The sequence below is a fragment of the Bradyrhizobium sp. Kon69 genome, assembly GCF_055807515.1.
On the sequence record NZ_JBVVOS010000002.1, the window covers coordinates 310,948 to 335,209 of the forward strand.

General features: G+C 64.6%; 18 protein-coding genes and 1 pseudogene. 11 read left to right on the forward strand and 8 right to left on the reverse strand.

Annotated features, from left to right (window positions below; all coding sequences use genetic code 11):
• Positions 1-264: 264 nt before the first annotated feature.
• Positions 265-708 (forward strand): hypothetical protein, encoded by a 444-nt coding sequence (locus tag AC0L3U_RS03730; protein ID WP_473360720.1) that lies wholly within the window; start codon positions 265-267, stop codon positions 706-708.
• A gap of 204 nt (positions 709-912) precedes the next feature.
• Here the strand turns inward: AC0L3U_RS03730 and AC0L3U_RS03735 are convergent, their stop codons facing one another.
• A complete protein-coding gene (locus AC0L3U_RS03735) occupies positions 913-1,092 on the reverse strand; it encodes a hypothetical protein (RefSeq protein ID WP_456768520.1) in 180 nt (59 codons plus the stop codon).
• A 203-nt stretch (positions 1,093-1,295) separates the two neighbouring features.
• On the opposite strand from AC0L3U_RS03735, the gene AC0L3U_RS03740 reads away from it, so the two are divergent.
• Complete coding sequence (locus AC0L3U_RS03740) at positions 1,296-4,367, forward strand: ATP-binding protein (protein ID WP_473360721.1); 3,072 nt, start codon at positions 1,296-1,298, stop codon at positions 4,365-4,367.
• A 5-nt stretch (positions 4,368-4,372) separates the two neighbouring features.
• Here AC0L3U_RS03740 and AC0L3U_RS03745 read toward each other — a convergent pair whose 3' ends face one another.
• Positions 4,373-5,467 (reverse strand): catalase family protein, encoded by a 1,095-nt coding sequence (locus AC0L3U_RS03745; RefSeq protein ID WP_473360722.1) that lies wholly within the window; start codon positions 5,465-5,467, stop codon positions 4,373-4,375.
• A gap of 380 nt (positions 5,468-5,847) precedes the next feature.
• Positions 5,848-6,828, reverse strand: coding sequence for an ABC transporter substrate-binding protein (locus AC0L3U_RS03750; protein ID WP_473360723.1), 981 nt, complete (start codon positions 6,826-6,828; stop codon positions 5,848-5,850).
• A 475-nt stretch (positions 6,829-7,303) separates the two neighbouring features.
• Between AC0L3U_RS03750 and AC0L3U_RS03755 the strand changes: the two genes are divergently transcribed.
• The 9 genes from AC0L3U_RS03755 to AC0L3U_RS03795 all read left to right on the forward strand — a co-directional run bounded on the left by AC0L3U_RS03755 (position 7,304) and on the right by AC0L3U_RS03795 (position 16,241).
• Positions 7,304-8,407 carry an ABC transporter substrate-binding protein gene (locus AC0L3U_RS03755; RefSeq protein ID WP_473360724.1) on the forward strand — a complete coding sequence of 368 codons (1,104 nt, stop codon included), beginning with the start codon at positions 7,304-7,306 and terminating at the stop codon, positions 8,405-8,407.
• A complete protein-coding gene (locus tag AC0L3U_RS03760) occupies positions 8,385-9,407 on the forward strand; it encodes an ABC transporter permease (protein ID WP_473360725.1) in 1,023 nt (340 codons plus the stop codon). Before AC0L3U_RS03755 ends, AC0L3U_RS03760 begins: the two co-directional genes overlap by 23 nt.
• Positions 9,401-10,201, forward strand: a complete 801-nt coding sequence (locus AC0L3U_RS03765) for an ABC transporter ATP-binding protein (protein WP_473360726.1) — start codon at positions 9,401-9,403, stop codon at positions 10,199-10,201. The genes AC0L3U_RS03760 and AC0L3U_RS03765 overlap by 7 nt, the downstream gene beginning before the upstream one ends.
• The gene (locus tag AC0L3U_RS03770; RefSeq protein WP_473360727.1) at positions 10,195-11,367 is read left to right on the forward strand and encodes an acyl-CoA dehydrogenase family protein; all 1,173 of its coding nucleotides are present in this window, start codon (positions 10,195-10,197) and stop codon (positions 11,365-11,367) included. Before AC0L3U_RS03765 ends, AC0L3U_RS03770 begins: the two co-directional genes overlap by 7 nt.
• A 29-nt stretch (positions 11,368-11,396) precedes the next feature.
• Positions 11,397-12,497 (forward strand): LLM class flavin-dependent oxidoreductase, encoded by a 1,101-nt coding sequence (locus tag AC0L3U_RS03775; protein WP_473360728.1) that lies wholly within the window; start codon positions 11,397-11,399, stop codon positions 12,495-12,497.
• Positions 12,494-13,432, forward strand: coding sequence for an ABC transporter substrate-binding protein (locus tag AC0L3U_RS03780; protein WP_473360729.1), 939 nt, complete (start codon positions 12,494-12,496; stop codon positions 13,430-13,432). Before AC0L3U_RS03775 ends, AC0L3U_RS03780 begins: the two co-directional genes overlap by 4 nt.
• Before the next feature lie 329 nt (positions 13,433-13,761).
• The gene (locus AC0L3U_RS03785) at positions 13,762-14,607 is read left to right on the forward strand and encodes a CmcJ/NvfI family oxidoreductase (RefSeq protein WP_473360730.1); all 846 of its coding nucleotides are present in this window, start codon (positions 13,762-13,764) and stop codon (positions 14,605-14,607) included.
• Between the two features lie 103 nt (positions 14,608-14,710).
• Positions 14,711-15,022 (forward strand): septal ring lytic transglycosylase RlpA family protein, encoded by a 312-nt coding sequence (locus AC0L3U_RS03790; protein ID WP_473360731.1) that lies wholly within the window; start codon positions 14,711-14,713, stop codon positions 15,020-15,022.
• Between the two features lie 49 nt (positions 15,023-15,071).
• Positions 15,072-16,241 (forward strand): Gfo/Idh/MocA family protein, encoded by a 1,170-nt coding sequence (locus tag AC0L3U_RS03795; protein ID WP_473360732.1) that lies wholly within the window; start codon positions 15,072-15,074, stop codon positions 16,239-16,241.
• Between the two features lie 191 nt (positions 16,242-16,432).
• Here the strand turns inward: AC0L3U_RS03795 and AC0L3U_RS03800 are convergent, their stop codons facing one another.
• The 5 genes and pseudogenes from AC0L3U_RS03800 to AC0L3U_RS03820 form a co-directional block, all read right to left on the reverse strand.
• On the reverse strand, positions 16,433-17,743 hold the full coding sequence (locus AC0L3U_RS03800) for an ABC transporter substrate-binding protein (protein ID WP_473360733.1): 1,311 nt from the start codon (positions 17,741-17,743) through the stop codon (positions 16,433-16,435).
• A 155-nt stretch (positions 17,744-17,898) separates the two neighbouring features.
• Positions 17,899-20,398 (reverse strand): annotated as a pseudogene (gene uvrA / locus AC0L3U_RS03805) (excinuclease ABC subunit UvrA).
• Positions 20,399-20,571: 173 nt separating this feature from the next.
• Positions 20,572-21,813 carry an ABC transporter substrate-binding protein gene (locus AC0L3U_RS03810; protein ID WP_473360734.1) on the reverse strand — a complete coding sequence of 414 codons (1,242 nt, stop codon included), beginning with the start codon at positions 21,811-21,813 and terminating at the stop codon, positions 20,572-20,574.
• A 40-nt stretch (positions 21,814-21,853) separates the two neighbouring features.
• The gene (locus tag AC0L3U_RS03815) at positions 21,854-23,335 is read right to left on the reverse strand and encodes an ATP-binding cassette domain-containing protein (RefSeq protein WP_473360735.1); all 1,482 of its coding nucleotides are present in this window, start codon (positions 23,333-23,335) and stop codon (positions 21,854-21,856) included.
• Positions 23,335-24,261, reverse strand: coding sequence for a branched-chain amino acid ABC transporter permease (locus AC0L3U_RS03820; protein WP_219683503.1), 927 nt, complete (start codon positions 24,259-24,261; stop codon positions 23,335-23,337). The genes AC0L3U_RS03815 and AC0L3U_RS03820 overlap by 1 nt, the downstream gene beginning before the upstream one ends.
• Position 24,262: the final 1 nt, after the last annotated feature.

Sequence of the window (24,262 nt, forward strand, 5' to 3'; positions counted from 1 at the left end):
CACGAATAGTAAATCGGGAAGGTGGTTGTTGGTTGCGAATGCGCCGGAAGCTTAATGCTTTGCGGCGGTGATCGGGCCCCAGGCACCGTCCTGCCGGTGTCACACGCGGCGAGGTTGTCGAGCCCGTCGGGTGCCGGTTGATCAGAATGGAGGCATGTGTCTTGTGCGGTGCACGCAAAACGCGAGGCTTTGACCTCGCGCCAGGATGCCCGATGATGGCGCTGCGATCCATGTCCAAGCCAAACGTCAGAAAGGAGTAAGACGATGAGGGTCTGGAAAACGGCAGTCGCCGGTTCGCTCGCCGCCGCGGTGATGGCGGGGGGAATTCAGCCGGCGGGGGCGGCTCCGCTGCCCACCAATGTCGCAACCATGAAGGCCGCCGTCGGCGACGATGTCACGCAGGTGTATTGGCGCGGCCGAGGTTTTGGATGGGGTATTGGCGGGCTCGCAGCCGGCGCGATCATCGGCAGCGCCATCGCCAGCAGCGCGCCTTACGGCTATGGCTACTATGGCGGCGGGCCGTATTATGGCGGCTACGGATACCCAGGGCCGGGCTACGGTTACGGCTATGGTTATGCGCCGGCCTATTACGGCTATGGTCCGGCCTATGCTTATCCGCGCTACTATCGGCCTTACCGCCCGTATTTCGGCCCTCGTTACGGCTACTACCGGCCGTATTACCGGCACTATCACCGCGCGTATTGGTGACCGATCAAACGGGCGGACCGGCTCGCCGCAGGGCGACGACGCTAAAGAGGTTTGAGGGCCGCTGCACGCAAGCGGCCCGATCGGCTTGCGCGCGTTGAACCCGGTGATGCGGCACGACGAGCCGGCCATGGCCGCCCACGACAATCCCGGTGCAGATCGCGACGATGATCGCGATCTCGATGCACCATTCGAGCGGTCCCGAGCTCATGGCAGTGCGATGGTGTTGACGAGCTCGAACTCGGACAGGCCCGGGCCGCCGCTCGCAAGGTAGATGGCGACGAGGAAGATGCGGCTGAGGACGGTGATGCCCAATATGACCCTGATGTCGTAATGGCGAATGGCAAAAGCCAGAGGCGGCATCGCCAAATTTTTTAGAATGCTCATGGCCAACTCCTTGCCAAAAATTCAGGCATCGACTGCCTGTCGACTGAAATGACAGCGTGATGAAAAGGCCGTCCGACGCCTTGCCGGCGTCTCTGAAATGGACAGGCCAACGCTAGTACCGGCGCAGGGCGCAGGTCTTTAGCGTGCCCTTACATTTGGCTGAGCTTTGCCTTAAGATCGGGGATCATCCGGGGGTCGGAGCCGTGCGTACAGACGCGCTTGCCTTTGGTGAATTCCGCCTCGACCGGGCCAACGCGCTATTGTGGCGAGGCGGGGAGCGGATCGCGCTGGCGCCGAAGCCGTTCGAGGTTCTTTGCCATCTTGTCGGTCGGCCCGGTGAGCTCGTCACCAAGGAAGAGTTGCTCGACGCGGTCTGGTCCGATCTGCACGTCAGCGAGTCGAGCCTCGCCGTTGCCGTGAACGCGCTACGCTCGGTGCTCGGCGACGACAGGCAGTCCCCCAATTACATCGAGACGGTCACGCGGCGCGGCTATCGCTTCATTGCGGCGGTCGCGACCGCCGAATTGCCTACGATCGATCGAACGCCCGAACAGGAGGCGGCGTCCGCCACGGAGCAGGCTGTCGATCGACGCCGGCACTGGAGGGTCGGGCGCACCGGCGCACTCGACACGCTGGACAAGGCGTTGCAACTCGCCCGTACCGGACAGCGTCAGGTCGTCTTCATCACCGGCGAGGCCGGGATCGGCAAGACCACTCTCTTGCAAATGACGCTCGACAGGATGAACCAGCAGGGACTGGGCGTGCTGCACTGTAGCTGCAACGAGTTGTTCGGCACCCATGAGGCCTTTCTTCCGCTGATCGGAGCGCTGAACGAGTGCTGCCGTCGAACCGATGGAGCATCGCTGCTGACTTCGATCCGCGAGCACGCCCCGACCTGGCTCGCGCAAATGCCCGGTTTCCTCGGCGAAGCAGATCGGGCCGCATTCCAGCACGAGGTCTTTGGCGCAACCCGGGAGCGCATGCTGCGGGAATTTGCCGATCTCATGGAACATCTCGCCGTCACGCGACCATGGGTGATCATCCTGGAAGATCTGCATTGGAGTGACTTTGCCACCGTGGATGTGCTCTCCCGGCTGGCGCGGCGGGATCGGCGGGCTTCTATCCTCGTGCTGGCCACCTATCGGCCGATGGAAGTCGCCGTCGGCGGACATCCCGTCCGTGCGGTTCACCAGGACTTGCGGATTCACGGACACGCCACCGAGCTCGCGCTCGATCGACTGACCGGCACCGACGTCGAACGCTATCTGTCCCTGCGCTTCAACTCGGCCGATTTTGCCAGAGAGCTGGTCGAGCGCATCTTCGCGCGAACCGGCGGCCATCCTCTGTTCGTGTCGTCTCTGCTCGATCACCTCGTGGCGCAGGGCGCGCTGGTCGAGCACGAATTGGGCTGGCGGCTGGTCAGCGAAGACGCGGCCTCGCATGACAGCATGCCGCGCGATCTGGAAGGAATGATCAAGCAGCAGATCGATCACCTCACCGTGGACGAGCGCTGCCTGCTCGAGGTCGCCAGTGCGGCGGGAGCGGAGTTTTCCGCGCTCCATATCGCCGGGGCGCTGGACCGTCCCGTGCTGGATGTCGAGCAGATGTGCGAGGACCTGGCGCGGACTGATCGCGTCATCGTCGCTGCCGGCATGACCGAGTGGCCGAACGGAGGCGTCTCCGGTCGCTATGCGTTCCAGCACGCACTTTACCAGGAGATCCTCTACCAGCGGCTCGCGCCGGCGCGCTGCGCGAAAACCCATGCGCTGCTTGGGGCGGGGCTCGAGCAGGGCTATGGGCCGCAGGCTGTGGAGCTCGCCGCCGTTGTCGCGCGCCACTTCGAACTGGGCCGCGATTTCCCGAAAGCGATGCATTATCTGGGCGCGGCGGCCGAGGGCTCGGCGCGAAGGTTCAGCACACGCGAGGCCGCCAATTACCTGTCCCGCGCTTTGGAACTGGTGCCGCATTTGCCGGCGGAGTTTCGGGTGACGACACGTCTGAAGTTGCTGCTTCAGCGCGCCTGGGCCTGGCGGGCCAGTGGAGATTTCCTGAATTCCCTGCAGGATCTCAGCGCAGTCGTCGCGCACGCGGCGGAGAACGGGAACGTGCGCGAGGAGGTGAACGCACTGGTCGATCTCAGCAGATTCTGTCTTTACGTCGATCGACGCCAGAGCCTGCCTGTTGCGGAACAGGCCCTTGTCAAGAGCCGGGCGATCGACGACGCGGCGTTCAGCGCTCTGGTCCAGGGCAACGTCGCCAATCTGAAGCTGATGCTCCGCGGCTGGGATCGCGAGAATGCAGAGCTTGCCGAGCGTGCGTCAGCACTGATCGCCGGAGAGCAGGATCTGAGCATGCGGCTGCGACGCTGCTCGATGGAGATGGTGCTGGAGTTCCTGCGCGCGAATTATCCGGCCTGCTGCGATGCGACGACCAGGGGAAAGGAGCTCGCCCGCCTGGTCGGTGACGTCTATCTGTTCGTGCTCTATGAATCGGTCGAGGCCTTTGCCCAGATTTATCTCGGTGAATGGGGACGGGCGCAACGAAACGTCGTCTCCGCGTTGGCGATCTCGGAGCGGAATGCAAATCCGCAGGCCGTCGCGCTGTGTCATCTCACGATCGGCTGGCTGTACTCCGAGGCGGAGGAATATGGCAGCGCGTCACGGCGTGCGGAGGATGCGCTCGGCCCGATGATCGAGGCCAATCCGTTCACCTTTTTCGTTGGCAGGAACCTGCTGGCGCGAGCTTATGTCAGGATGGGCGACCTGCCTCGGGCGCGGCAGCATCTCGATGCGATGGAGCGGCGGATGGAGGTCGACCGGGTGCCGATGGAGTCGCTGGTCATCCCGCATTATCTGCTGACCTGCTGCGACTACTGGATCGCGACCGGCGATCTGGACCGCGCGCAAACATCGGCCAGCCAGTTTCATGAGGTGACGAGCGCGGCACCGGACCGGCCGTTTCTCGCGCTCAGCCACGAGGCCATGGCGAGAATTGCGATCCTGAAGCAGGATACGCAACTCGCCCGCGGGCATTTGGCGACGGCCATTTCGATCGTCCGCCATGCCAGATTGCCGCACGCCGCCTGGCGGGTTTATCGCACGACAGCGGTGGTCTATGAGGGCCTCGGACAGGTGCAAAGGGCTGCCAAGTGGCGGGACCGCTCCAGCCGGGTGATCGCATCGCTAGCAGAGACGCTTGATCCCGGCGATCCGCTGCGGTCGGCGTCATTTTTCGAAGCAGCCTACGACACCGGGCCCAATAATGCGGGACGGTGATCGGCTCAATCCGGCAGGTCCGCGATCACTCGCGGCTCGCCGGGCCGTTGCTTGACCGTGAAGTGATTTTGCTGCTGCCGCAGCTTGCGGGAGGCACGGTAGGCATCCCTGCGCAACCGCATGATCGAGCCGAGCGGCTGATGCGCGGCGAGACATCGCCATGGATCGAACGAAAGCACCTCGTCGGAATAGAGCCGACGCGCGGGGCTGTCGGCGGTCTGGCGCGGAAGCGTGATCTTGCCAAGTGCTTGCGGCGGCGCGACGTCTTCGGGCCAGTCGATCGAGGCATTTTCGATCGGTGTTCGCTCCAGGTCGGTGCAGAGCTGGGCAAATAATTCGTACTCGGCCGCATTGTCCTTGAAGAAGGCAACGACGCTGTTCAGCACGGCATCATCGGAATCGTGACAGGGCTGGCCGGTGAGTTGGCGAACCGAGGCCGAGATCGGCACCAGGCGAAGCCTTGCGATATAATCGCCAAACCGCAATGCTCCCTCCGTGTGAAAGGTTTCTCCGAGGATGTTGCTGCCGGCATCACCGAGCGCTTTCAAGACGATCGGGATCGGAATGCCTGTTCTGTCCGATGCGGCGACCAGCGCGCGCGCGAGAAAGCCTATGGGTACGTACGCCAGATCAGGCAGGAACAGGGTGCGCTCGACGTGGTGCTGTGCGCGCATATAGGCCATCGCATCCGCGAAATAGCTGGGGTGATTGACGAGCAGGAGATCCTGGTTCGTCGTATCGTCGTCGCCGAGCGCCTTGGCCCCGGTCACACCCAGGACCTTGATGGCAAACCCCCGCGGCGAACGTACGCGATCGCTCCTGTTGAATGCGGTGGAGAGGCGGACGATGATCGGGAAGTGGCCAGCTTGCTTGAACAGGCCCTGGCGCAGATGTTGAGGCAAATCGTCGTAGACGATCAGCTCGCCCCGGAGATAGCCGGCGCCCTTGGCGTGCTGCTGTCGGGTCCCGTGCTTGTCTTTGCGAAAAGTGCGGTCGCTCGTTCGCGAAATCGAGGCAACGATCTCCTCGACGGCCGCCGCTTCCTCCGGCCGGACTTGTTCGACGGACGGATCGTAACGAAGATACTGATCGGCTGACATGGCGCTGATCTCCAGCCCGAAGGTCGCCTTCCCATTGCAAGCGTCGACGGCCGCAGGGCGGATCACTGTAAGCCCGTCCGGTCGGTATCGGCAACCCGAGAGCGAGTTGTGATTGCCTGGACCGGCCGCGGGATGAGGCATCCTGTTACCGACGCGATCACACGGTCGATGCTAGGCCAGCGGCGTCTCGGAAGTCCTTATGGGCTCCTTATGTTGTCCTGATGTTTTCCTTAAGGCCGGGCCGGCGAACGCGACGCTGGACGGCGTCTAAAGCGACAGCCACACGATCAGGCTCATGCAGGCGAAATGCGCGAGCACGGTCGCGGCGAGATGCAGCGGGCCCGCCTTGAGGCGCCGCGCGCGCATCCCGCCGCCTCCGCTTAGTTCGATCCCGCGGCCGCAGCGGTGAAGCTGCGGTCGACGGCTTTGCTGACGTCGAGCTTCTTCGGCAGGATGCCGTAGCGCGTCGAGCGGTCGGAGGCTTCCTGCACCTCCTTCACGACGTTCTCGTCGATCGGAATCGGGCTGGTGCGTTGCGCGGTGTAGGCCGAGAGCAGCACGTCCTCCGGCAGCTTGGTCAGTTCGGACGTGCTCTGGGCATATTCGCCGAGATGATCCAGCGACCACAGCCGCGCCTTGTTCAGCCGCTGCACGAGGTCCTGCACAGCCGCGCGCTTGGTGGCGATGGCGTTGTCGGAGGCGACGATGAAGGTGATGGTCGGCGTCAGGCCCTCACCGTTGGCAATCACGCGGGCCTTGTCCTTGAGCGTCGCGAACGAGACGTAGGGCTCCCACACCGCCCAGGCGTCGATCGAGCCCGCGACCAGCGCGATCTTGGCGTCGACCGGCCCGAGCGGCGCGAAGGTCGCGTCCTCCAGCCTGATCTGAGCCTTCTCCAGCGTGGCGTCGATCAGGAATTGGCCCCAGCCGCCGCGCGTGCCGGCGAGGCGTTTTCCCTTGAGGTCGGCGGCCGATTTGATCGGCGAATCCTGGCGCACGAGAATGGCTTGTGTCTTCGCATCCGACCTGGTGCCGCCGATCGCCTTGATCGGCGCGCCGGCCGCGTAGACCGAAAGGAACGAGAGGTCGCCGGTGTAGCCGACGTCGAGCGCGCCGGCGTTGAGCGCCTCCAGGATTGGAGCTGCCGCGGGGAATTCCGACCACTCGATCTTGTAGGGCAGATCCTTGGCGTAGCCCGAGATCTCGAGCAGCGAACGGTTACCGCCCTTCTGGTCGCCGACGCGCAGCACGATTGCGTCGGCCGCGAACGACGCGGCGGCCGTCGACAGGGTGATGGCGGCGGCAAGCAGCGATGCCGCGAGCCGGCGCGTGATGGAATGATCGAGGGAGTTGATGCTCATGTAGCCTGTCTTGTTGCTTTGCCCACGACGCGTGAGCGAACGATGCAGCGAGACGATCAAGTCTATGGTCGCGCGATGCGCGGTCAATGAAATGGCTAACCGTATTGCGCGCGCGACCAGCAAGGACATTTCAGCGAAACACTGATTTCGAGAACGTGCGGTATGCGCCACTGATGCTGCGCAAAAATGAAGCAGCAGAGGGAGTCGCGCCGGTCTCCGCCAACCGATGCATCGGCGGAAATCCTTTCATCGTCCTCGCACGCACAGATGGAGAGAATGACTTCGCTTCGTGCCACATTCGAAATTCCATTTCATTGACGATACGGCGAACGCGCCGCATGATTTGCGCATCGCATCAAGGCACCGAGCAGGCGCCGGCGAAAAGAGTTTCTCTCGACGCAGCTCCGCACGGAACAGGCGCAACGCAAGCCGTTGTGCCGATGGCGGAGCCGTGCCAGCGCAGGAGTGCAGACGGATGAACGACGACGACAAGCGCGACGGATCGAGGCTCGACCGGCGCCATTTGCTCCAGGCGGGATTAGCTGCGGCATTCGCAGCGCCGCTCGGTGCCTTCGGTGCGGCACAGGCCTTTGCGCCGCGGGCCATCGCGCCCGGCGTCGATCTCTCGGAGTTTCCGCTGTGCCGGACGGCGTCGGATGTGCCCGCGCTCACCGGCGCGCCGCGCAAGCTCAAGCTGTCCTGGAACGCCGGCGCGGTCTGTCTCGCCCCGGTGCCGGTCGCCATCGAGCACGGCTTCTTCCAGAAGCATAATCTCGACATCGAACTCATCAACTATTCCGGTTCGACCGACCAGCTGCTCGAGGCCATCGCGACCGGCAAGAGCGATGCCGGGCTCGGCATGGCGCTCCGCTGGCTGAAGCCGCTGGAGCAGGGCTTTGACGTCAAGATTGCCGCCGGCACCCATGGTGGCTGCATGCGGGTCCTGACCCGCGCCGATTCCAGCGTGAGCAAGCTCGCCGATCTGAAGGGCAAGATCGTCGCGGTCGGCGATCTCGGTGGCCCCGACAAGAATTTCTTCTCCATTCAGCTCGCCAAGCTCGGTATCGATCCGAACAAGGATGTCGACTGGCGCGCCTATCCCGGCAACCTTCTCAATGTCGCCGTCGAGAAGGGCGAGGTGCAGGCCTTCTTGTCATCCGACCCGCTGGGTTATCTCTGGCTTAAGGACAGCCAGTACAAGGAGGTCGCCTCTAATCTCGATGGCGAATATCGCGACAAGAGCTGCTGTATCCTTGGCCTGCGCGGCAGCCTGGTGCGCGAGGAGCCGCTGGTCGCGCGCGCCCTCACGCAGGCGCTGCTCGATGCCGCGATGTTCACTGCGCAAAATCCGTCAGTGACGGCGAAATCGTTCCAGCCTTATGCGCCGAAGACGGCGTCACTCGCGGATATCGAGGGCATGGTGCGCTACCATACCCATCATCATCATCCCGTCGGCGAAGTGCTAAAGCGCGAGCTCAAGGCCTATGCCGACGATCTCAAGAGTGTGCAGGTGTTCAAGCAGAGCACCGACACGGCCAGATTTGCGGAGCGCATCTATGTCGACGTATTCGCTGTCTGACGGCCTCGCCTCCGGCGCGCCGCGTCTCTCGCGCGCACCGTGGCTTGCCAGCTGGATCCGGGACTCCGGTGTCGGCGTTCTCGCGAGTATGGCGTGGATTGCCTTCGGCCTGTCCTGCCTGTGGTGGGAGGACGTTGGCGACTGGTCGCGGACGCATTCGCTCGGCATCGCCGCGCTTGTCATCGCAGCGATCGCGCTGTTCGGGACTGTCGGCGCCGATTATCTCGGTTCCACGGGCCGCGCCTTGCGCCAGCGCGCGCCGTGGCTCGTCGCGCTCGGCGTTGTCCTGACCCTGTGGGAAGTCGCGACGGCGAAATTCGCCTGGCTGCCATTGCCGTTCTTCCCGCCGCCGCAGTCGATCATCGAGGTCTACACCGACGATCTGCCAAAACTGCTCGACAGCGTGTTCGCCTCGGTCAAGCTCCAGCTCGGTGGTTATCTGATCGGCGCGACGGTGGGCTTCCTGACCGGCGTCTCGATCGGCTGGTCGCGCGCGGTCGGCTATTGGGTGCACCCGGTGCTGCGCTTCATCGGCCCGCTGCCGGCGACCGCCTGGCTGCCGATCGCCTTCTTCACGTTCCCGTCGAGCTGGAGCGCCTCGACCTTTCTGATCGCGCTGGCGACCGGCTTCCCGGTCACCGTGTTGACCTGGTCTGGTGTCGCGAGTGTGAGCAACGCCTATTACGACGTCGCGCGGACGCTGGGGGCGAAGCCGTCCTTCCTGGTGCTGAAGGTCGCGATCCCCGCGGCCTTGCCGCACGTTTTCGTCGGCCTGTTCATGGGGCTCGGCTCGTCCTTTGCCGTGCTCGTCGTCGCCGAGATGATCGGCGTCAAGGCCGGCCTCGGCTGGTACCTGCAATGGGCGCAGGGCTGGGCCGCCTACGCCAACATGTATGCGGCGCTGATCGTGATGTCATTGCTCTGCTCCGGCGCGATCACGCTGCTGTTTGCGATCCGCGATCGCCTGCTGGTCTGGCAGAAGGGGACCGTCAAATGGTAGCCGCAACTGCACTGGCTGAAATCGACGCTCACCCGGCCGCGGGCGCCGCGCTCGACATCGAGCAGGTCAGCCACGCCTTCGACATCGACGGCGCCGAGCTGCCGGTGCTCAGCGACGTCAGCATCTCCGTCGAGCCGGGCGAGTTCGTTGCGCTGCTCGGTCCCTCCGGCTGCGGCAAGTCCACGCTGCTGCGCCTCGTCGCAGGCCTCGACAAGCCCCGGTCCGGAACGTTGCGCGAGGACGAGGCGCGCATCACGCGACCACACCCGTCGCGCGTCGTCGTGTTCCAGGATCCGACATTGTTTCCCTGGCGCACGGTCTGGGACAACGTCGCGCTCGGGCTGGAGGCGCAGGGCATTTTGAAGAGCCAGCGTCACCGCGTCGATGCCGCGCTCGATCTCGTGGGGCTTTCGTCCTTCCGCAATGCCTATCCGCACCAGCTCTCGGGCGGCATGGCGCAGCGCGTCGCGCTGGCCCGCGCGCTGGTCAACGATCCCAAAATCCTTATTCTCGACGAGCCGCTGGGCAAGCTCGACTCGCTGACCCGCATCACCATGCAGGCCGAGCTGGTCTCGCTGTGGCAGCGCAAGGGCTTTACCACGCTGCTGGTGACGCATGACGCCGAGGAGGCGCTGGTGCTCGCCAACCGCGTCATCGTGTTCAGCGACCGCCCGGCGCGCGTGAAGGCCGACATCCGTGTCGATCGGCCCTATCCGCGCCATCGCGGTGATCCGTATCTGGCCGATTTGCGCAGCCAGATTCTTAGCCTGCTCGGATTGGACGCTACATGGTAACTTCGATCGCCAAGGGGCGCGCGGCGCATTACGAGCCCGACTACATCGCACGTGCCGAAGCGCTGGCCGAGGCTTTCGCTGCCCGTGCGGCCGAATACGATCGCACCGGAAGCTTCCCGTTCGAGAATTTTCGCGAGCTGTCCGAGGCGGGTCTGCTGTCGCTGACGGTGCCTGCCGCCCATGGCGGCGCCGGGGCGGGCGCACGCTACGCCGCACGCGTCCTCGGCATCATCGGCAAGGCCGATCCGTCGACCGCGCTGGTGCTGTCGATGCACTACATCAACCATCTGGTGATGGCACGGAGCCCGACCTGGCCGGCGCGGCTGTCGCGCAAGCTTGCGCGCGAGAGCGTCGAGGGCTGCGCGCTCGTCAACGCGCTCCGCGTCGAGCCCGAACTGGGCTCGCCCGCGCGCGGCGGCCTGCCCGCGACCATTGCACGCCGGACTGAAACCGGGTGGCGGCTCTCGGGGCACAAGATCTATTCGACGGGATCGCCGATCCTGAAATGGTATCTGGTCTGGGCGCGGACGAACGAAGCCGAGCCGCGCGTCGGACAGTTCCTGGTGCCGGCGGGCCTGCCGGGCACGCGCATCGTCGAGACTTGGGATCATCACGGCCTGCGCGCCAGCGGCAGCCACGACGTCATCTTCGATGACGTCGTGATACCTCTCGATGCCGAGATCGATGTGCGCGAGCCGGCGGACTGGCGCGCACCCGATGTCGCGCAGGCGACCGTCCACACGATCTTTGTCGCCGCGATCTATGACGGCGTTGCGCGGGCTGCACGCGACTGGCTGGTCGGGTTCCTGAAGCAGCGCGTGCCGGCCAGCCTGGGAGCGCCGCTTGCGACCTTGCCGCGCGCGCAGGAGATCCTTGGCGCGATCGAAGCCCGGCTCGTGGTCAATGCGCGGCTGATCGCATCCTTCGCCGGCGATTTCGATGACGGTGTCGCGCTTTCTGCGGGCGAGTCCAACGTGATCAAGCTCACGGTGACCAACAACGCCGTCGCCGCGGTCGAGGATGCCTTGTCGCTGACCGGCAATCACGGCCTGTCCCGCGCCAATCCGCTGGAGCGGCACTATCGCGACGTCCTGTGCGGTCGCGTGCACACGCCGCAGGACGATTCCACGCGCACCGGCCTCGGCCGTGCCGCATTGGGCCTCTAGCCTGCCGCCAAACATTCAGGGAGAACGTCATGTCGGTCGAGTTCATCGGCTTTATCGCCAACAGCAATGCCTCCGAGACCATCGTGCGCCAGGGCCCGGTGCTCGATCCCGCCTATATCGAGACGGTCGCGAAGGCGCATGAGCTTGCCGGTTTCGACCGCGCGCTGCTGGCGTTCCATTCGACCACGCCGGATGCGCTCCAGGTCGCACAGCATGTGCTGACCATCACCAAGTCGTTGAAAGTGATGGTCGCGCAGCGACCAGGCTTTACCGCGCCGACGCTGCTCGCGCGGCAGCTGGCGACGCTTGACCAACTCTATGGAGGCCGCGTCTCGCTGCACGTCATCACCGGCGGCAATGCAGCCGAGCTCAGACAGGACGGCAACACGCTCGACGACAAGGACGAGCGTTACGCCCGCACCAGCGAGTTTCTCGACGTGGTGAAGCTGGAATGGACCAGCGAGAAGCCGTTCAACTACAGCGGAAATTACTACAACGTCGAGAACGGTTTTTCGCAGGTGAAGCCGCTGCAGAAGGCCGGCATCTACACCTTCGTCGGTGGTGGCTCCGACGCTGCGATCGACGTCGCGGGCAAGCATGCCGACACCTTTGCGCTGTGGGGCGAATCCTATGCCCAGGTGCGCGACGTCACCGCGCGCGTTCACAATGCGGCCGTCAGGCACGGCCGTCCGACGCCACGCTTCAGCCTCTCGGTGCGGCCGATCATCGCCCCGACCGAGAAGCAGGCCTGGGACAAGGCGGAAGAGATTCTTGCGCACGCCACTGCGCTCCAGGACAAGACCGGCTATCGCAAGCCCGCCGACGGCCATGCCACCGCCGGCGCGCGGCGCCTGCTCTCGCTCGCCGACCAGGGCAGCCGCATCGACAAGCGGCTGTGGACCGAGATCGCAAAGCTCACCGGCGCCAACAGCAACACCACCGCGCTGGTCGGTACGCCCGAGCAGGTCGCCGAGGTCTTCGGCGACTATTACGACCTCGGCGTCAGCCATTTCCTGATCCGCGGCTTCGATCCCCTGATCGACGCCATCGAATACGGCCGCGAGCTGATCCCGCTGACGCGCGAACTGATCGCCAAGCGCCAGGCCGTTCGCGGCGAGGCGGCGGAATGATCCGCCTGATGCTGGCCGGTGCGCTGCTGTTCGGCTCGTTCGAGCTGGCGGCGGCGCAAACCACCCTCCGCGTCGGCGACCAGAAGGGCAATTCGCAGGCCGTGATGGAAGCCGCCGGCGTGCTGAAAGACGTCCCCTACAAGATCGAGTGGAAGGAATTTCCCGCGGCCGCGCCGCTGCTGGAAGCGCTCAGCGCTGGCGCGATCGAGACCGGGCTCGTTGGAGACGCACCCTTCACCTTCGCCGCCGCCTCAGGCGCGCCGGTGAAGGCGATCGCCGCGATCCGGCAGACCCGCGAGGGGCTTGCCATGCTCGTGCCCGAGAATTCTCCGATCAGGAGCTTTGCTGATCTGCGCGGCAAGAAGATCGCGACCGGCCGTGGCTCGATCGGGCATCAACTGATTCTCGCGGCGCTTGAGAAGAACGGTTGGGCTGCGGCTGACGTGCAGATTGCGTTCCTGGCGCCGTCCGATGCCAAGATCGCCTACACGCAAGGCTCCGTCGACGCGTGGTCGACCTGGGAGCCCTATGTCAGCCGGGAGGAGGTGCTGTTCAAGTCGCGCCGTGTCATCACCTCGGAGGGCCTGACACCGGGGCTGAGCTTTCAGGTGGCGCGGCCCGGTTCGATCCGCGACAAGCGCGCGGAGCTGACCGACTTCATCCTGCGCCTCACCGCAGCGCGGGCGTGGTCGCTGAACAATATCGACAGCTATGCCGCGACCTGGGGCAGGCTGATGAACATCCCCACAGCCGTGCCGCAGAACTGGCTGTCGCGCGCAAAAATCCGGATCGCGCCGATCGATGACGGCGTGGTCGCGGACGAGCAGAGCACGATCGATCTTTACTTCCGCTGGGGCCTGATCAAGCAGAAGCTCGATGCGGCCGAGATCGTGGATCGCTCGTTCTCGGATGCGATTGCAAAGGCGGGGCTGTAGGAACAGCTCTCGTGTCCCGGACGCGCTGCTTACCCCTCTCCCCTTGTGGGAGAGGGTGGCTCGCCGCGTAGCGGCGAGACGGGTGAGGGGTTCTCTCCGGGAGTATCCCTCTCGCATTCGAATTCGCTGAGGCAACCCCTCATCCGGCGCTTCGCGCCACCTTCTCCCACAAGGGGAGAAGGGAAGTGGCGTACGCGGCGCCATCGTCGAAACATTCCTTCTGCGTTTCGCTGCGCCAACAACACCCGCATTGCTATTTGCAACAACTCCCTTGCGCCGCGCACCCTCCCGGCAAAAATCATAACGACGACCACATCGGGAGACCGGCCATGGGCCTGCAAGAAACAAAAATCGAATCGCTTCCCTTCGTCACCGCTGAACTCAACTATCTCGCGCCGGTTTCGGGCAAGCCGCGCACCTATGCCTTCGATCCGCCGCCTGGCGAGCCCAAGAGCACGTCGCTGCCGGAGCCGCATCAGGTCCCGATCTTCGATGCGCGACTGATCGCGCAGAATTTCTCGCTCGACCGCGAAGGTTTTGCGCTGGTGCGGCATCCAACCCGGGTGAAGGACTTCGGCAACGACGAAGAGGTGAGGGCGGTCTACTATCCCGCCGTGGAGGCCTTCCTGCGCGCAACGCTGAAAGCCGACCGCGTCGTCATCTTCGACCACACCGTGCGCAGGCGCGTCGAGGGCGCTGCGGATATTCGCGACGGCGGACCGCGTCAGCCGGCAACGCGCGTCCACGTCGACCAGACCGCCGTCTCGGGTGCCAACCGCGTGCGCGAGCATCTGCCCGATGAGGCCGAGGAGCTGCTGAAAGGCCGCGTCCAGGTGATCAATTTGTGGCGGCCGATCCGCGGCCCGTTGCGAGATTCGCCGCTGGCGATGGCCGACGGCACGACGATCGCGCCCGACGATCTCGTCGCGTCCGACCTGATCTATCCCAACCGCCGCGGCGAAACCTACTCTGTGAAATACAATCCAAACCATCGCTGGTTTTATTTCCCGGAGATGACGCCCGACGAAGCACTGCTGCTCAAGTGCTACGATTCTGCAACCGACGGTCGCACCCGCTTCGGGCCGCACACCGCGTTCGTCGATCCGACTACGCCGGCCGATGCTGCGCCGCGCGAAAGCATCGAGGTTCGGACGCTCGTATTCCACAAACAGTAACAATGTGTGATGGCACCGCCGGGCGCGGCCCGGCGGCGGCTGAGGAACCCACGGGAACCAACAAACGTTGCTGCGCGGGGCAGGGCCAACCCGGAGCGGTGCCGTGCGAGCGCAGACCACGCTGTTATCTTGCCTTGCCACTTTTTCGCTTTCTGCGGTTTCCTTTGCCCAGGCCGAGAGCGGGCTTGCCTCCTATTACGGATACGGAAAAGCCGGGAGGGGCGAGCTGACCTGCGCGCACCGGACGCGCCCCTTCGGAAGCGTGCTGAGGGTGTCCTATGGCAGCCGCTCCATTCAATGCCGCGTCAACGATCGCGGCCCCTTCATCCGCGGCCGGATCGTCGATCTCTCGGTGCCGGCCGCCAAGGCGCTGGGCATGATGAGCGCCGGCGTGGTGCGGGTCTCGGTGGAATAGACCTGCCAGCGCGCTATAGTGCTGCCCAAAGCATGGGTCAGGGGGCGCTATGGCCAGGATCAAAGTGGGACTCGTCGGCTGCGGCTTCGTGTCGGAGCTGCATATGTATGCGTTCCGGCGTGTCTACGGCGTGGATGTCGAGGTCGCGGCGGTCGCTGCGCGCGGCGACCACGTCGTCGAATTCGCCGGCCGCCACCAGGTCCCACGGGTCTATCGCAACTTCGCCGAGCTGATTGCTGACCGCGAGCTCGATGTCATCGACATCTGCACGCCGCCCAATCTGCATGCCGAAATGATCGTCGCCGCCATGCAGGCCGGCAAGCACGTGATCTGCGAAAAGCCGTTCGCCGGCTATTTCGGCCGCGACGGCGACCGGCAGCCGATCGGCAAGCATGTGCCGAAGGCGCTGATGTATGAGCGCGTGCTGGAGGAGATGGACGCCACGCGTGCCGCGATCGAGCGCACCGGAAAGCTCTTCATGTATGCCGAGGACTGGATCTACGCACCCGCGGTGACCAAGACCGCGGAGATTCTCAGAGCGACCAAAGACAAGATCCTGTTCATGAAGGGCGAGGAGAGCCATTCCGGCTCGCACGCCGCCCATGCCGCGCAATGGGCGATGACCGGCGGCGGCTCGCTGATCCGGATGGGCTGCCATCCGCTCTCCGCCGTGCTGTATCTCAAGCAGGTCGAGGCCAAGGCGCGCGGCGAGACCATCCGCGTGGCCAGCGTCAGCGGCGATGTCGGCAACGTCACGGCCGTCCTCAAGCCGGAGGAGCGTACATACATCAAGGCCAAGCCTGTTGACGTCGAGGATTGGGGCACGCTGACCGCGACGTTTTCGGACGGCACCAAGGCCACCGTGTTCTCCGGCGACATGATCATGGGCGGCGTCCGTAATCTGATCGAGACCTACACGTCAGGCGGCTCGCTGTTCGCCAACATCACGCCGAACAATCATTTTATGAGCTACCAGACCTCCGAGGAGAAGCTCGCCTCCGTCTACATCACCGAGAAGGTGGACCGCAAAACCGGCTGGCAATATGTCTGCCTCGAAGAGGAGTGGACGCGCGGCTATCTCCAGGAGATCCAGGACTTCATGGAATGCGCCGCGACGGGACGGCAGCCGCTGTCGGACCTCGCGCTGGCGTATGAGACGATCAAGGTGAACTACGCAGGCTATTGGGCGGCGGAGGAGGGACGGCGGGTGGTGTTGTAGGGGGCCGTCGGCAGCGCCGCGATGTCACCTCGCCCCGCTTGCGGGGAGAGGTCGGATTGCATCGAAGATGCAATCCGGGTGAGGGGGGCTCTCCGCGAGTCCAACTGTCACCGTCTCCGGGGAGGCAGCCCCTCACCCCAACCCTCTCCCCGCGAAGAGCGGGGCGAGGGAGCGCAGTCCCCTTGCGGCGCCTACGTCCCGTAGGTCGATCCCTTCGGCAGCGGAAACACCGGGTCTTGCGTCCTGATGTTGGTCGGCCACACCACCGAGATGTGCTCGCCGGCATTTTGCATCACGACCGGGGTCGAGCGCTCGTTCTGGCCGGAGAGCGGCGTGCCCGGCGGGAAGAACTTTACACCATAGCCCTGGATGGTGCCGCCAGCGGGAATGTCGACGTCGAGCGCGGCCTTACGAATGGCCTCGGGCTCGAAGCTGCCGTACTTCTCCTTGGCGACCGGCAGCACGTTGTTGAGCAGGATCCAGGTCTGGTTGAATCCCATCGAGCAGTGCGGCGGCACGTCGGTGGCGCCGGTCTTGGCCTGGTAGCGCGAGACCATCGTCTTGGTCAGATCGCCGATCCCAGGCGCAAGCTTGGCGGCATCGAGCAGTTGCGCCGGCACCGGATCGATGTTGCAGAAATTGTCGATGTCGGGGCCGAAGGTCGCGCGCAGCTTGTCGAGCTGGCTGTAGCCTGCGCCCGCGCCGAACAGCATCTTGAAGCGCAGGCCGCTCTCGCGGGCCTGACGCAGGAACAGGGTGATGTCGGGGTTGTAGCCGGCATGCGAGATCACATCGACCTTGGCGCGCTTGAGCTTGGTCACGAGCACCGAGAGGTCGGGGGCGGACGCCGAATAGCCTTCGCGCATCACCACCTGGATGCCCGCCTGCTTGGCATAGGCTTCGTCGGCCGCCGCGACGCCGACGCCGTAAGGGCCGTCCTCGTGGATCAGCGCAACCTTGACGTCCTTCGGGTCCATGCCGAGCTTGCCTTGCGCGTGCTCGGCGACGAAGCCCGCGAAAGCCTGGCCGTACTGGTCGGAATGGATCTGCGCGCGAAACACGTATTGCAGGTTCTTGTCCTTGAACACGGCGGTCGAGACCGCGGTCGTGATCCACAGGATCTTCTTCTGCTGCTCGACCTTCGCCGCCATCGGCACCGCATGCGCGCTGGAATAGACGCCGTTGATGATGTCGATCTTCTCCTGGCTGATCAGACGCTCGGCCTCGTTGATCGCCACGTCCGCCTTGCTCTGCGAGTCCGCCGCGACCGGCACGATCTTGGTCTTGCCGCCGATGCCGCCCTTTTCGTTGACGAGGTCGATGGCGATCTGCGCGCCGATCGAGGAGGCGACCGAGCCGCCGGCGGCGAACGGACCGGTGAGGTCGTAGATCAGGCCGATGCGTAAATTCTCGGCTTGCGCCTGGGCGCGTGTCCAATCGAGGCTGAGTGCGGCGGCCGCAGCCGCCGAGCTCTTCAGCAGCTGCCTGCGTGAAGTCGGCATCCTATCCTCCCTCAAAAACCGTCTTATGATTTGGTCTTGTTATTCTTTTTCGAAGTATGCGGAGCGGGGCGGTGGAAAGTCAACATGGCGAAAGTCGGGGTCCGGCCTCCGCGACGCAGAACGCAATTGCGAAATGGGCGGCGACGAGACCCGCGCTATTGTTTCAAGCGACGGGCGAGATAGCCGGCGGTCTTCCCGCCGGCCTTGGCCACCTCGCGCGGTGTCCCCGACGCCACGATACGGCCGCCTTCATCGCCGGCGCCGGGACCGAGATCGATGATCCAGTCGCTGTGAGAGACGACATCCATGTCATGCTCGACCACGACCACGCTGTTGCCGGCATCCACGATGCGCTCGAGCTGGGCGATCAGCCGCTCGACATCCCTGGGATGAAGACCGGTGGTCGGCTCGTCCAGGACATAGAGCGTGTGACCGCGTTGCGGACGCATCAGCTCGGTCGCGAGCTTGATGCGCTGGGCTTCGCCGCCCGACAATTCGGTCGCGGACTGGCCGAGGCGGATATAGCCGAGCCCGACCTCGCGGACGACCGATAGCGACCGGTTCAGCGTGGCATCGTCACGGAAGAATTCGAAGGCCTCGTCGACGCGCATCGCCAGCACATCCGCGATGGATTTTCCGCGGATCCTCACCTCCAGCGTCTTGTCATTGTAGCGCGCGCCCTTGCAGGTCGGGCAGGGTGCGTAGACGCTGGGCAGGAACAGAAGCTCGACGCAGACAAATCCCTCGCCTTCGCAGGTGCTGCATCGGCCCTTCGCGACATTGAAGGAAAAGCGCCCGGCATCGTAGCGGCGGGACTTTGCCTGCGGCGTCGCGGCGAACAGCCGTCGGATGTGGTCGAACAGGCCGGTATAGGTCGCAAGGTTGGATCGCGGCGTGCGGCCGATCGGCTTCTGATCGACCACCACGAGGCGATCGACCTGATCGAGGCCGGCGACGATCTTGCCACCCAATGTCTCGACCGCGGGTGCTGCCAGGCTGTCGTCGTCCGCGTCCGCGGCCCGTGCATGGCCGAGATGCTCTGCCACGGCATCGACGAGGAATTGGCTGATCAGGCTCGATTTGCCGGAGCCCGACACGCCGGTCACGCTGGCGAGAACCCCGAGCGGGATATCAACGTCGAGGCCGCGAAGATTGTTGCGGGTCACACCCCGGACTTTCAGATGCGCCTTCGGCTCGCGGCGGACCGTCGGCAGCGGCTTTCGTGGATGCGCGAGATAAGGGGCGGTTCGGGATTGCGCGACCTGACTGAGCCCTGCGGGCGGTCCACTATAGAGAATGAGTCCCCCGCCTTCGCCGGCATCAGGCCCGACATCCACCAGCCAGTCGGCATGCCTGATCACCTCGATCTCGTGCTCGACCACGAAGATCGAATTGCCCGCGTGCTTCAGCCGGTCCAGCGCCCGCAGCAGCGCCTCGGTGTCGGCGGGATGCAGGCCCGCCGACGGTTCGTCGAGCACGTAGACGACGCCGAACAGGTTGGAGCGGACCTGTGTCGCAAGTCGTAGCCGCTGCAACTCGCCCGGCGACAGCGTCGGCGTGCTGCGTTCGCAAGCGAGATAGCCAAGCCCGAGGTCAAGCAGGACGGCCAATCGCGCCGACAGATCCTCGCAGATCCGCCTGGCGACGATGGTCTTCTCCGATGCGTTATCCGTCGAAGCCTCTGCGAACGGCTTCATCATCTCCTGCAGCTTCTTGAGCGGCAGATGAGCCATCTCGGCGATATCAAGTCCGGCGAATTTGACCTTGAGCGCCTCGGGCTTCAATCGCGTGCCGCTGGGTGATCATGAATTGTGCGACGCGGCGCTTCATCATCGCACTCTCGGACTTGGCATAGGTCTGCATCACGTAGCGCTTGGCGCCGGTGAACGTGCCTTGATAGCTCGGCTCCTCCTTGCGGCGGAGGGCTCGTTTGACCTCGGCCGCAGTGTAACCGGCATAAACCGGAACGGTCGGCTGCTCCTCCGTGAACAGGATCCAGTCGCGGTCCTTCCTGGGCAGCTCACGCCAGGGCTTGTCCACGTCGTAGCCCAGCGTGGTCAGGATGTCCCGGAGGTTCTGTCCCTGCCAGGCACTCGGCCAGGCCGCGACGGCGCGCTCGCGGATGGTCCTGGTGTCGTCGGGCACCATTGATTTTTCGGTGACGTCGAGCATCCTGCCGATGCCGTGGCAGGTTGGGCAGGCGCCTTCCGGCGTGTTCGGCGAGAACGATTCCGCATAGAGCATCTTTTGTCCGCGCGGGTAATCGCCGGCGCGGGAATAGAGCATCCTGAGCAGGTTCGAGATGGTGGTCACGCTGCCAACGGACGACCTCGTCGTCGGCGCGCCGCGCTGCTGCTGGAGCGCGACGGCGGGCGGCAGGCCTTCGATGTCGTCTACCTCAGGGATCTGCATCTGGTGGAAGAGACGGCGCGCGTAAGGCGACACCGATTCCAGATATCGCCGTTGCGCCTCGGCGTAGATCGTCCCAAAGGCGAGCGAGGATTTTCCGGAGCCCGACACCCCCGTGAACACGACGAGGGCGTTGCGCGGAATGCTGACGTCGACGTTCCTGAGGTTGTGCTCACGCGCGCCGCGCACGCGAACGAAGCCGTCGTCCTGCATCAGGCCATCGGGTCGTCTTGGTCGGTCGTCCATCTGGCTGCTCCGGCCCACGCATGGGAGGTTAACGGCGGGATCGCAGGATGGGTCCACCGATGACAGCGTACCAGTGGCGGTTCTGCACAAAACAAAGGCCCGTCGCGATTGAAGCGACGAGCCTTGCAGGGGTGATGCGGCGCTGGATACCGGGCCGTGCCGAGCCCGGCGTGTTACTGCGACAGCTTCACGAAGCTCGGAAACTTCAGCTTGCCCTCCGCGATCTTCTCGGGCCAGACCACGACCTGCTTGGAGTCCTGCCACTGGAAGACCAGACCGGATACGGTCGTGGGACCGGACTTGATGCCGTGGGTGAACTCGTCGTCCTTGCCGTAGAACTGGATGCGGCCGATCGTGCCCTCGTAGTCGGTCTTTTCGAGTTCAGTGACCATCTTGTCGGGATCGGTCGAGCCCGCGCGCTTGATCGCCTCCGTGATGAAGTAGACCTCGTCATAGGCGGTGTAGCCGGTATAGGCCGGCGGCGAGCCGAACTTGGCCTTGAAGGCGGCCGCGAACGGTTTCGTCTTGGATGTCACGGCGACGTCGGGCGTTGCGACCGCCAGCGACGGCACGCCGTCCGCGGCACCATTGGTGTCCTTCCAGAAGGTCGGGCTCAGCGCCTGCGCGCTGATGCCGAACATCGGGATCGGCACCTGCTGGTTCTTCCACTGCACGGTCGGCTGCACGCCCACATGCGAGATGCCGGTGACGATGACGTCGGGCTTCTTGGCCTCGATATTGTTGAAGATCGGCGTGAAGTCGGTGGTGTCAGGCGAAAACCGCACGTGCTCGACCACCTTGAGGCCCGCTTTCGGAAGACAGGCCTCATAGCCGACGTCGAGCGGCTTGGTCCAGGCGGCGTCCTCGCTCATGATCGCGACCGTCTTGAACTTGAGCTTGTCGACCAGCAGATCCTTGGCGGCGTCGCAGACGAGCTGCGCTTGCGCGGCCGAGGTCAGATAGCCGTGGAAGGTGTACTTGTTCTTGTCGTAGTCGTTATGGATCGCCTTGGTGATCTCGTTCGAGGCGGCGCCGGGGGTGATCAGCGGCATCTTCAGTCGCGCCGCCCAGGGCTCGAGCGCGAGAACGACCTCGCTGATATAGCTCGCGATCACGGCGGAGACCTTGTCCTCGCTCACCGCGCGCTGGAATGCTCGCACCGAGTCGGCCGATGAACTCTTGTTGTCGTAGGTCACGATCTCGATCTTGCGGCCGAGAATGCCACCCTTGGCGTTGATCTCGTCGGCAGCGATCTGCGCCCCGCCGGGCGTCGCGGCACCCGCGATCGACTGCACCTCGGCAATGACGCCGATCTTGATTGGTTCGTTCGACTGCGCGTAGGCGGGAGCAGCGAGGCACAGCGCCAGCGCGGAGGCGAGGAGAAAGCTGCTGCTCAAAGTCGGCGATGGTCGCATGGTCGTTTCCCTTTCGTTGTTTCTTGTTGATGCTTGCGAACTAGAGAAAATCGGCGCCAGCCTCCGCGGCGAAGCGGCCGGGATCGCCCTCCCAGACGATCCTCGCATGTTCGAGCACATAGACGCGGTCGGCATGCGGAAGCGCGAAGGTCACGTTCTGCTCGCCGAGCAGCACCGTGATCGATGTCGTCTGCCGCAGCCTCGTTAGGGCCTTGGACAGAAGTTCGAGGATGACGGGGGCGAGGCCCAGCGTCGGTTCGTCGAGGATCAGGATCTGCGGCTGCATCATCAGCGCGCGGCCGATCGCAAGCATCTGCTGCTCGCCGCCGGAGAGCGTTTGCGCCATCTGGCCCTGACGCTCCTTCAGGATCGGGAACAGCTCGAACAGCCAGGCGAGCTGTGCCGCGCGCTTATCGTCGGCCAGATGTTGCCCGCCGAGATCGAGATTTTCCCGCACGCTCATCTCGCCGAACAGCTCGCGCGATTCCGGACACTGCACGAGGCCGCTGCGGGCGATTTTCGCTGGGCTCGTGCCGCGCAGCTTCTCGCCGTTGCGCACGATCTCGCCGGTATAGGGCAGGAAGCCGGAGATGGTGTTGAACAACGTGGTCTTGCCGGCGCCGTTGAGTCCGACGATCGAGACGAACTCGCCCTCGTGGACGTGGATCGAGACGTTCTCCAGCGCCTGCGCCTTGCCGTAGAACACGCTGACATTCTCGACCTGGAGCAGCGGCACCTTGTCCTTGAAGCTGGTCTCGGGTCGCGCATGGGTCTCGATGGCGCCGCCGAGATAGACCCGCCGTACCGTCTCGTTCTTCATGACGTCCTCGGCCTTGCCGGTGACGATCTCCTCGCCGAGATACATCGCGAGCACGCGGTCGACCAGCGCCGCGACGCTCTTGACGTTGTGGTCGACCAGCATCACCGCGCGGCCGTCGTCGCGAAAACTGCGGATCAGGTCGGAGAAGATTTCGACCTCGGCCCGCGTCAGCCCGGCAAAGGGCTCGTCCACCAGCACGACCTTGGGGTCGCGCGCGATCGCTTTCGCGAGCTCGAGCCGGCGCAGGTCGGCGAAGGGCAGCGTCGGCGGGCGGCGGTTCATCACGTTGCCGAGCCCGACGCGGTCGGCGATCCATTTGGCTCGCTCGACCAGCGCCTTGTCCGGAAACAGCATGAAGAGGCTGTCCGGCAGCAGCGCGACCATGATGTTCTCCAGCACGGTCTGCCGGTTCAGCGGGCGCGAATGCTGGAACACCATGCCGAAGCCCTTGCGCGCGATCTTGTGCGCGGGAAGACCGGCCACGTCCTCGCCCTCGAATATCACTTCGCCTGATGTCGGGCGCTCGATGCCCATCACGCTCTTCATCGCGGTCGACTTGCCCGAGCCGTTCGGCCCGATCAGGCCAAAAATCTCGCCGCTATTGACCTCGAAGCCGAGGTTCTTCACCGCCGTCAATCCGCCGAAGCGCTTGGTCAGGCCGCGGACTTCGAGCACGGCCCGGTTTGAAGATCGCATATCCATCACGAGCGCGCCTCACGCGAGAGGGCCGCTCCGAGGAAGCCGCCGGGGAAGAACAGCACGACGAGGAGCGCGACCGCGGAGACGATGAACGTCGCAAGCTCGCCGGTCGGGCGCAGGAACTCGCCGGCGACGATCAGGAAGATCGCGCCCAGCGCCGCGCCAAGCACGGTGCGCCGTCCCCCGAGCACCGCGGACACGATCACGTTGACGCCGACCGCGACGTCGACGACGGTGCCGACCGAGGCGGTGCCGAAATAGAACACCAGCAGCGCGCCTGATAACCCTGAGAAGAACGCGCTGACGATGAAGGCGGCGAGCTTGTGCTTGACGATGTTGAAGCCGAGCGCGCCAGCCTGTACCGGATCCTGGCCGCTGGCTTGCAGCACCAGGCCAACAGGCGATTGCGACAGGCCATAGAGGATCGCCGCCGAGATCGTCATGAAGCCGAGCGCGATCCAGTAATTGACGCCGGCATTGATGGAGATGACGTCGGGAATGGTCAGGCCGATCTCGCCACCAGTCAGGTCGGCGAACACCACGATGAAATTCTGCAGCATCAGCACCGCGACCAGCGTAGTCAGGCCGAAATACGGTCCGCGCACCCGAAGCGCCGGCAGCGCCAGCACGAGGCCCGCGATGACGGAGGCGAGCGCGCCGAGCACGATGCAGGCGTAAACCGACCAGCCGAACTGGGCATTCAGGATGCCGGCGGTGTAGGCACCGACGCCGATCAGGAAGGTCGGGCCGAAATTGACCTCGCCGGCGAAGCCGAACAGCAGGTCCCATGCCATCGCGAACACGCCGAAATAGAAGGCGACGGTGAGAAGCCCGAGCACGTAGCCGGAGACGTAGAGCGGCAGCGTTGCCGCGATGACGACGAGCGCGAGCGAGATGAAGAACAGGCGTGTCGTAAAGAAGCTGGCCATC

Coding starts and splice junctions, on each gene's coding strand:
- AC0L3U_RS03820 (WP_219683503.1), bottom strand. CDS start 24,261: ATGGCCAGCTTCTTTACGACACGCCTGTTCTTCATCTCGCTCGCGCTC.
- AC0L3U_RS03785 (WP_473360730.1), top strand. CDS start 13,762: ATGGGCCTGCAAGAAACAAAAATCGAATCGCTTCCCTTCGTCACCGCT.
- AC0L3U_RS03815 (WP_473360735.1), bottom strand. CDS start 23,335: ATGGATATGCGATCTTCAAACCGGGCCGTGCTCGAAGTCCGCGGCCTG.
- AC0L3U_RS03780 (WP_473360729.1), top strand. CDS start 12,494: ATGATCCGCCTGATGCTGGCCGGTGCGCTGCTGTTCGGCTCGTTCGAG.
- AC0L3U_RS03800 (WP_473360733.1), bottom strand. CDS start 17,743: ATGCCGACTTCACGCAGGCAGCTGCTGAAGAGCTCGGCGGCTGCGGCC.
- AC0L3U_RS03760 (WP_473360725.1), top strand. CDS start 8,385: ATGTCGACGTATTCGCTGTCTGACGGCCTCGCCTCCGGCGCGCCGCGT.
- AC0L3U_RS03750 (WP_473360723.1), bottom strand. CDS start 6,828: ATGAGCATCAACTCCCTCGATCATTCCATCACGCGCCGGCTCGCGGCA.
- AC0L3U_RS03770 (WP_473360727.1), top strand. CDS start 10,195: ATGGTAACTTCGATCGCCAAGGGGCGCGCGGCGCATTACGAGCCCGAC.
- AC0L3U_RS03765 (WP_473360726.1), top strand. CDS start 9,401: ATGGTAGCCGCAACTGCACTGGCTGAAATCGACGCTCACCCGGCCGCG.
- AC0L3U_RS03755 (WP_473360724.1), top strand. CDS start 7,304: ATGAACGACGACGACAAGCGCGACGGATCGAGGCTCGACCGGCGCCAT.
- AC0L3U_RS03775 (WP_473360728.1), top strand. CDS start 11,397: ATGTCGGTCGAGTTCATCGGCTTTATCGCCAACAGCAATGCCTCCGAG.
- AC0L3U_RS03735 (WP_456768520.1), bottom strand. CDS start 1,092: ATGAGCATTCTAAAAAATTTGGCGATGCCGCCTCTGGCTTTTGCCATT.
- AC0L3U_RS03810 (WP_473360734.1), bottom strand. CDS start 21,813: ATGCGACCATCGCCGACTTTGAGCAGCAGCTTTCTCCTCGCCTCCGCG.
- AC0L3U_RS03745 (WP_473360722.1), bottom strand. CDS start 5,467: ATGTCAGCCGATCAGTATCTTCGTTACGATCCGTCCGTCGAACAAGTC.
- AC0L3U_RS03795 (WP_473360732.1), top strand. CDS start 15,072: ATGGCCAGGATCAAAGTGGGACTCGTCGGCTGCGGCTTCGTGTCGGAG.
- AC0L3U_RS03730 (WP_473360720.1), top strand. CDS start 265: ATGAGGGTCTGGAAAACGGCAGTCGCCGGTTCGCTCGCCGCCGCGGTG.